This window comes from Flavobacterium cyanobacteriorum, from assembly GCF_002251835.1.
Taxonomy (GTDB): domain Bacteria; phylum Bacteroidota; class Bacteroidia; order Flavobacteriales; family Flavobacteriaceae; genus Flavobacterium; species Flavobacterium cyanobacteriorum.
Window position 1 is genome coordinate 1 of record NZ_NOXV01000133.1, and the last position, 6,406, is coordinate 6,406.

Genomic DNA, 6,406 nt, shown 5'->3' on the forward strand with positions numbered 1-6,406 from the left:
GCCGCCATAAGCGCGGCGGCGGGGAGGATGCCGCTTCCATCGGGGCTGGCAGGAAAAGGCGGTATATTCCGGTGAGCCCGCCCCCTTTAACTATTCCTGTTTCCCGCTTCTTCCTCAAGGTCGCTAAGATGCACTTTCAGCGCTTTAACGGAAATGCTTATTTCCCAAAAAGAAACCGCCAGCGATGCAAGCAGCAGTAGAAGGCTGAACCCGAAGATGTAAGCGCCCCACCGTATGAACCCGAAGAATAAAAGCGCCATTGAGAAAACAGAAAAGAACAGGCTGAGTACGCCATACATCTGCATATGGCGGATAAGTGTAAGGCGCAGGCTGAGGTTAGAAATTTCGATAAGGATGCTTTTGTTATGGTTTTGCTGGTAGCTGGCCTTAAGCCCGCGCACAATACCCGCTATAGTTAGGAAACGGTTGGTATAGGCCAGCAATATAAGCGATGTGGCAGAGAATAACAGGGCAGGGGTTTCTATGGAGAGGGGCATACTTTTTTTTACGGACGAAGTTACAAAGTTTTCAGGTGACAAAAATAGATATAAATACAGGCCTATAAAAAAACCTGCAGCTATCACTACAGGTTTTTCAGCTATTATAACAAATCGGGTTATCCAATAATCCAGCAATCGGACAACCGATTACTTAATCATCTCAAAGCTACGCTTCACAAAGGCGGTAAGTTCTTCACCTTTCAGCAGGTTTTGGCTCAGCCTGGCGAGGTCGAGCGCCTGCTTTACCAGCGCTTCCTGGTGCGGTTTATCGGTACTGTTAAGGATGCTGGCCGAAAGCTCATGGTTAGTATTCACCACAAGGTTGTACATCTCGGGGAAGTTACCCATACCAAACATGCCCCCGCCGCCGGCCTGGCTCATTTCCTTCATACGGCGCATAAACTCCGGCTGTGTTATCATGAAAGGTGCGGCATTGCTGTCCATGGGCTCAAGCTGCACACTGTAATTTTGCTTTGGTACAATCTCTTCCAGTATATTTTTCAGCTTCTCTTTTTCTTCGTCAGACAGCTTTGACAGCTGCTCTTCGTCTTTTTTTATCAGCTTGTCTATATGGTCGGCATCTACACGGGCAAAGGTAAGGTTCTCATTATCACTTTCCAGTTTCTGGATAAGGTGCGATACTATGGGCGAATCAAGCAGCAGTACTTCATAGCCTTTGTCTTTAGCGGCTGCTATATAGCTGTGCTGCGTATCTTTATTTGAGGCATACAGCACCACCAGCTTGCCGTCTTTATCCGTCTGGCTGTCCTTTATTTTATCTTTAAGCTCGTCAAGAGTATAAAATTTATCGTCTACGGTAGGATAGAGAACGAAAGCGCCTGCTTTTTCATAAAATTTCGGTTCGCTTAGCATGCCGTACTCCAGCACTATTTTAATGTCGTTCCATTTTTTCTCAAAGTCCTCACGATTTTCTGTAAAGAGTGATTTCAGCTTGTCGGCAACTTTGCGGGTGATGTAGTTTGATATTTTCTTTACGTTACCGTCAGCCTGGAGGTAAGAACGCGATACGTTAAGCGGAATATCCGGGCTGTCGATAACACCACGCAGCATGGTAAGGAACTCCGGTACTATGCCCTCTACATTATCAGTAACAAACACCTGGTTCTGGTACAGTTGTATCTTGTCTTTCTGCACCTGCAGGTCGGCAGAAAGCTTAGGGAAGTATAATATACCGGTAAGGTTAAAAGGGTAATCCACATTCAGGTGGATGTTAAACAGCGGCTCCTCAAACTGCATGGGGTACAGCTCATGGTAAAATGCTTTGTAGTCTTCGTCTGTCAGGTCGGCCGGCTGTTTTGTCCAGGCAGGGTTAGGGTTGTTAACTATATTGTCAACTTCTGCCTCTTCCGCTTTGTAGTCTTCGGGGGCATCCTCAGGTTTAGGAAGGGTTTCTTTGCGGGTACCGAATTTTATAGGCACCGGCATGAATTTATTATATTTCCTGAGCAGTTCGCGGATGCGGAATTCTTCCAGGAACTCAGTTGAATCTTCGGCTATATGCAGGATAATTTCCGTTCCGCGGTCGGTCTTGCCGGCAGGTTCAAGGGTAAATTCAGGGCTGCCGTCACATACCCAGTGTACCGCAGGTTCATCTTTATACGATTTAGTAATGATTTCCACTTTCTCTGCCACCATAAAAGCGGAGTAGAAACCAAGCCCGAAGTGGCCTATGATACCTGCATCTTTGGCAGAGTCTTTATACTTTTCAAGGAATTCTTCAGCTCCTGAAAAAGCTACCTGGTTGATGTATTTCTCAACCTCTTCGCCGGTCATGCCAATACCCTGGTCTATAATGTGCAGCTTCTTGCCCTCTTTATCAACCTTTACTTCAATTATTGGGTTGCCATACTCCACTTTAGCCTCGCCAATGCCCGTCAGGTGCTTTAATTTAAGCGTAGCATCAGTGGCGTTGCTTACCAGTTCGCGTAAAAAGATTTCGTGGTCGCTGTACAAAAATTTCTTAATTAAGGGAAATATGTTCTCTACTGAAACATTAATTTTTCCTGTTGTCATAGTATAACTGTTTTTATGTGTTGATTTAGTTTACGCAATTACTTTTCAAAATAAATACCAATTGTACTGCGGTGACAAATTGGCATTTTATATTTATCAGTAAAACCAAGTATGTTTAAAAAATAACCATTAACATGCATTTTGACATTTATTAATCTTTAAATGCTTAAATATGGATTTATCCAATATTTTACAATATAGGCCATGTCTATAATTCCTGTTAAAAATACCAGCGAGGCTTGCCGGATAGCCTCTATTATCCTTAACTTTAGCCTTTAAAAATTAATACGGCAACAAATTATGAAAAAACTTTTCTTGACAAGTATCTGTATCCTTAGCCTTGCAGCATGTGGTTCATTGGATACAAAGTCGCAGTCGGGGCTTAAGGGTGACTGGATCATTACTAAGGTGAGTTATCCCGGTTCAGAATATATTAAAGTAACATCTTTTGATATGGCAGATTCAAAATGTTTAGAAGGGAGCTCATGGAAATTTATACCGAACAACAATAAAGGTACCCTGTCTATTGCCAAAACCGGCTGCCCGTCTTTCAGCAGCCCCATTGTATGGACAGTAACCAAAGAGGGTAATTTTACATTAAAAATCACTGAAGGCGAAAAAGCAAAAAGAGTAACACATGGCTATTTCCTGAAGATGAGGAACCAGTCGGAAAGTTCATTCCAGCTTATTGATAACGTTGAGGTAGGCGGCAAAAATGTTGAGGTTGTGTACCAGTTCCAGAAAATATAAATATTAATTATAATTATCATGAAAAGAATAAAAATTTATCTGCTGTCTTTTTCGCTGGTTGCCGGTATGGGCCTGACATCATGCGAGGCTATTAAAAACACTAATAATACACAACGGGGCGTAGCTATTGGGGCTACTTCGGGCGCTGTAATAGGTGGCGTACTGGGCAATAACCTTGGCAAAGGTGGCAATACGGCTCTGGGCGCCATTATAGGTGGTGTTGTGGGTGGGACAGTAGGAGGCGTTATTGGTAACCGCATGGATAAGCAGGCGCAGAAAATAGAACAGGCACTGCCGGGCGCCGGTGTAGAAAGGGTAGGCGAGGGCATAAAACTTACCCTGGGCGAAAATTCTGTTAATTTTGATCTTAATAAAGCTACACTTACACCAAAGGCAAAAGCAAATCTTGACAGGCTGGTACCGGTTTTTAATGAATATCCTGATACTAATATCCAGATATTTGGCTATACTGACAGCAGCGGCGCTGAGGACTACAACCTAAGGCTTTCTGAGCAAAGGGCGGCTGCCGTAAGAACATATTTATCCGGCAAAGGGCTTAATGCTTCCAGGTTTACAACCATTGGCCGCGGCGAAGCCGACCCTATCGCAGATAACTCAACAGCGGATGGCATGAGTAAAAACAGGAGGGTAGAATTTGCCATTACTGCAAATGATAAAATGATACAGGACGCAAAGCGTGAGGCAAAACAATAATATCCTTTTTCCTGAAGGAAGGATTGAGCCGTGTTGTATGCCCTTAGTTTTGGTATAGCCCCGATGGAAGTGGCATCCTCCCCGCCGCCGCGCTTATGGCGGCGGGGAGATAAAACGGACAGCGGGAAGAGACGCCGCCAGAAGTACTACGGGCTTTGCCGCTTCATATAAGAAATACCAGTGGTAATGCGGCGGCCGGTGTTATAGCCGGGCCGTAACCTGCAGATTCCTGTAATAAAGGCCCCAAAGAGTAAATATTACTACTTTTTAGGGTTTTTTTTTATATAATTCAGGCGGTAGTATCAATTAGAAAAGCAGTTCCGGGTAATTGTACGGGTGAGGCTATTCTTTCAGTGTTCTTTAGAATAATTTGCCCATCGTAAAAATTCGGGTTACTTTTGCGCCTGTTTAACATACTTATACTACATGAAACTTAACACACAACAACTTAACGATTTAGTTATCCAGGTAAGGAGGGATATCCTTCGCATGGTACACGCGGTAAATTCAGGGCATCCCGGCGGTTCGCTTGGCTGTACGGAATTTATGGTGGCGCTTTACCAGGTAATTATGGAAAGGAAGGAGGGCTTTGATATGGACGGCATTGGTGAAGATATCTTTTTCCTTTCTAATGGCCATATATCGCCTGTATTTTACAGCGTGTTGGCGCGAAGCGGTTATTTCCCGGTGTCAGAACTGGCTACTTTCCGCCATATTGATTCACGCCTCCAGGGCCACCCTACAACACATGAGGGGCTTCCGGGCGTCAGGATTGCCTCAGGTTCGCTTGGCCAGGGCATGAGTGTTGCCGTAGGCGCCGCCCAGGCAAAAAAACTGAATAACGACCTGCACCTGGTATATTCGCTCCATGGTGACGGAGAACTTCAGGAAGGCCAGAACTGGGAGGCTATAATGTATGCGTCAGCCTACAAAGTGGATAACCTTATTGCCACTATTGACATTAACGGGAAGCAGATTGACGGCCCTACTGATGAAGTATTGAATATGGGCAGCATAAGCGCTAAGTTTATAGCTTTTGGATGGGATGTTTTAGAGATACAATTGGGCAACAACCTGGAAGCTGTTATTGCAGGTATGCTTGAAGCCAAGGCTAAAACAGGCAAAGGAAGGCCGGTAGCCGTAATGCTGCATACGGAAATGGGTAATGGCGTTGATTATATGATGCATACCCATGCATGGCATGGTAAAGCGCCTAATGATGAGCAGCTTGCGAAAGCCATGGAACAAAACCAGATAACTTTAGGGGATTATTAAAATCATTTTTAGGTTTCAGAGTGTGGATTTTAGATTAAGTTTTTAATAGACTTAAACCTGATATTACAATACCAGCAAAAGAGTGGTAATCTGAAATTTGAAATCATAAATCTGAATTATGAAATACACTAATACGGGAAATAAAGATACACGTTCGGGTTTCGGGGCCGGCCTTACCGAACTGGGGCAGAGGAATGAAAATGTTGTGGCACTGTGTGCCGACCTTATAGGCTCGCTGAAGATGGATGATTTTAAGAAAAACCATCCGGAACGCTTCTTTCAGGTAGGTATTGCCGAAGCCAATATGATAGGCATGGCGGCAGGGCTTACCATTGGCGGGAAAATACCTTTTACGGGCACTTTTGCCAATTTTTCGACCGGCAGGGTTTATGACCAGATACGCCAGAGCGTTGCCTATTCAGGTAAAAATGTAAAAATATGTGCTTCACATGCGGGGCTTACACTGGGTGAAGACGGCGCCACACACCAGATACTGGAAGATATCGGCCTTATGAAGATGCTGCCGGGCATGACAGTGATCAATACCTGCGACTACAACCAGACAAAAGCGGCCACTATTGCCATTGCAGCACATGACGGGCCGGTTTACCTGCGTTTCGGACGTCCTGCGGTACCTAATTTCACACCTGAAAATGGTAAATTTATAATAGGTAAAGCTATACTGCTTAGTGAAGGGACAGATGTTACAATTATTGCTACAGGGCACCTGGTATGGGAAGCGCTTGTTGCTGCTGAAAAACTGGAAGCACAAGGTATTTCCGCGGAAGTAATCAACATACATACCATAAAGCCACTTGATGAGGAAACCATACTGCAATCAATTGCTAAAACCGGTTGCGTGGTTACTGCCGAAGAACACAATATTTTCGGAGGCCTTGGCGAAAGCGTGGCACGCGTACTGGCACTGCACAATCCCACACCGCAGGAGTTTGTTGCTGTTAATGACAGCTTTGGCGAATCGGGGACGCCGGACCAGCTTATGGAAAAATACAAACTGAATAATGCCGCTATTGTCAGGGCAGTAGAAAAAGTATTAGAAAGGAAACTGAAATAGTTTTACTTTCCTGTTAATATTAAAATATCCCGCCATGGCGGGATATTTTAATATTAAC

6 protein-coding genes are annotated in these 6,406 nt (G+C 44.4%); 4 read left to right on the forward strand and 2 right to left on the reverse strand.

The genetic code is table 11. From position 1 onward, the window contains the following. Positions 1 to 86: 86 nt before the first annotated feature. Both CHU92_RS01810 and htpG read right to left on the reverse strand, forming a co-directional pair. Entirely contained in the window at positions 87 to 497 is a 411-nt protein-coding gene (locus tag CHU92_RS01810) for a DUF2721 domain-containing protein (protein ID WP_094412020.1), read from the reverse strand. A gap of 150 nt (positions 498 to 647) precedes the next feature. Next, positions 648 to 2,534, reverse strand: a complete 1,887-nt coding sequence (htpG, locus tag CHU92_RS01815) for a molecular chaperone HtpG (protein ID WP_094412010.1) — start codon at positions 2,532 to 2,534, stop codon at positions 648 to 650. 300 nt (positions 2,535 to 2,834) lie between these two features. Between htpG and CHU92_RS01820 the strand changes: the two genes are divergently transcribed. The 4 genes from CHU92_RS01820 (at position 2,835) to CHU92_RS01835 (ending at position 6,348) form a co-directional block, all read left to right on the forward strand. Further along, positions 2,835 to 3,284 carry a lipocalin family protein gene (locus CHU92_RS01820; RefSeq protein ID WP_094412012.1) on the forward strand — a complete coding sequence of 150 codons (450 nt, stop codon included), beginning with the start codon at positions 2,835 to 2,837 and terminating at the stop codon, positions 3,282 to 3,284. Between the two features lie 18 nt (positions 3,285 to 3,302). After that, positions 3,303 to 3,998 carry an OmpA family protein gene (locus CHU92_RS01825; protein WP_094412014.1) on the forward strand — a complete coding sequence of 232 codons (696 nt, stop codon included), beginning with the start codon at positions 3,303 to 3,305 and terminating at the stop codon, positions 3,996 to 3,998. A gap of 426 nt (positions 3,999 to 4,424) precedes the next feature. Then, complete coding sequence (locus CHU92_RS01830; protein ID WP_094412016.1) at positions 4,425 to 5,273, forward strand: transketolase; 849 nt, start codon at positions 4,425 to 4,427, stop codon at positions 5,271 to 5,273. 115 nt (positions 5,274 to 5,388) lie between these two features. Then, entirely contained in the window at positions 5,389 to 6,348 is a 960-nt protein-coding gene (locus CHU92_RS01835) for a transketolase family protein (protein ID WP_094412018.1), read from the forward strand. The last annotated feature ends 58 nt before the right edge of the window (positions 6,349 to 6,406 follow it).